This is a genomic window from Flavobacterium xizangense, from assembly GCF_054075145.1.
On sequence record NZ_JBSIPG010000049.1, the window covers coordinates 1 to 299 of the forward strand.

At 43.1% G+C, this 299-nt stretch carries 1 tRNA gene and 1 rRNA gene; both read left to right on the forward strand.

Features of this window, described 5'->3' with window-relative positions:
- Positions 1 to 71: ribosomal RNA gene (gene rrf, locus ACWA1B_RS22455) — 5S ribosomal RNA — on the forward strand; the annotation flags it as partial.
- A gap of 74 nt (positions 72 to 145) precedes the next feature.
- Positions 146 to 218: transfer RNA gene (locus ACWA1B_RS22460), tRNA-Phe, on the forward strand.
- The last annotated feature ends 81 nt before the right edge of the window (positions 219 to 299 follow it).

Below are 299 nucleotides of genomic sequence, written 5' to 3' on the forward strand. Positions count from 1 at the left end.
CGAACAGAGAAGTTAAGCCCGCCTGCGCAGATGGTACTGCAGTTTTGTGGGAGAGTATGTCGTCGCCTTTCTTTTGAAAACCCTGTTTCGTGAGTTACAGGGTTTTTTATTCTTAACTTTATTTATAATATTATAAATAATTTAAGGTACCTTAGCTCAGATGGTAGAGCAATGGACTGAAAATCCATGTGTCCCTGGTTCGATCCCTGGAGGTACCACATCATGCTCGGATGGTGAAATTGGTAGACACGCTGGACTTAAAATCCAGTGAACAGCAATGTTCGTGCGGGTTCAAGTCC